The sequence below is a fragment of the Rothia sp. 27098_8_161 genome (assembly GCF_041432905.1).
Classification (GTDB): Bacteria; Actinomycetota; Actinomycetes; order Actinomycetales; family Micrococcaceae; genus Rothia.
Map to the genome: position 1 here is coordinate 1 of NZ_JAPWAL010000079.1, position 595 is coordinate 595.

Annotated in this window: 1 protein-coding gene; it reads right to left on the reverse strand. The window is 60.7% G+C overall.

Features of this window, described 5'->3' with window-relative positions:
- Positions 1-513 (reverse strand): undecaprenyl diphosphate synthase family protein (locus O3648_RS08490; RefSeq protein ID WP_371569623.1); only part of this gene is annotated, 513 nt, incomplete at its 3' end.
- Positions 514-595 lie beyond the last annotated feature (82 nt).

Below are 595 nucleotides of genomic sequence, written 5' to 3' on the forward strand. Positions count from 1 at the left end.
AATCTCCTGGCGACCGCCGTAGCCGACCGCAATGTTCACATGAACACCGGGCAGGTGCGCCGTCTGCTCAATCGCCCAATCTAAGCGCTCGTGCAGTTGGCGAGGAATCAGGTCAATATTGCCGATGGCGCGCACCGGACCGCAGGCGGAGTCCACCAGACGTACCAGGAAGGTATCAATCACCGCGACCAGACCGGTCAGCTCCTTCTCAGGGCGCTTCAGGTTCTCGGTGGAGAGCATGTACAGGCTCACCTGCGGAATCGACAGCTCAGTACACCACGCCAGAAAATCAATAATTCGCTCCGCACCGGCGGCGTGGCCCTCACGGGTGCTCAAACCGCGCTGAGCCGCCCAGCGGCGGTTACCGTCCACCAGCACTCCAATATGTGCAGGCAGGGATTCGGGGCTCAGCGAGCGCGCCAGAGCCTGCTCATAGACGGTAGGCTCAGTGACAGTGCCGGGGTTGCTGGCGTGGCCGTGCACAGTAATCACAGGCAGGGCATTGGCGCTCATAGCTCATACCTCATTCGGCTGTCGTGGCGATAATTCAGCAGGCTCATAACGAAAGAGCCCAAGCTCCTATTCTACTCCGCCG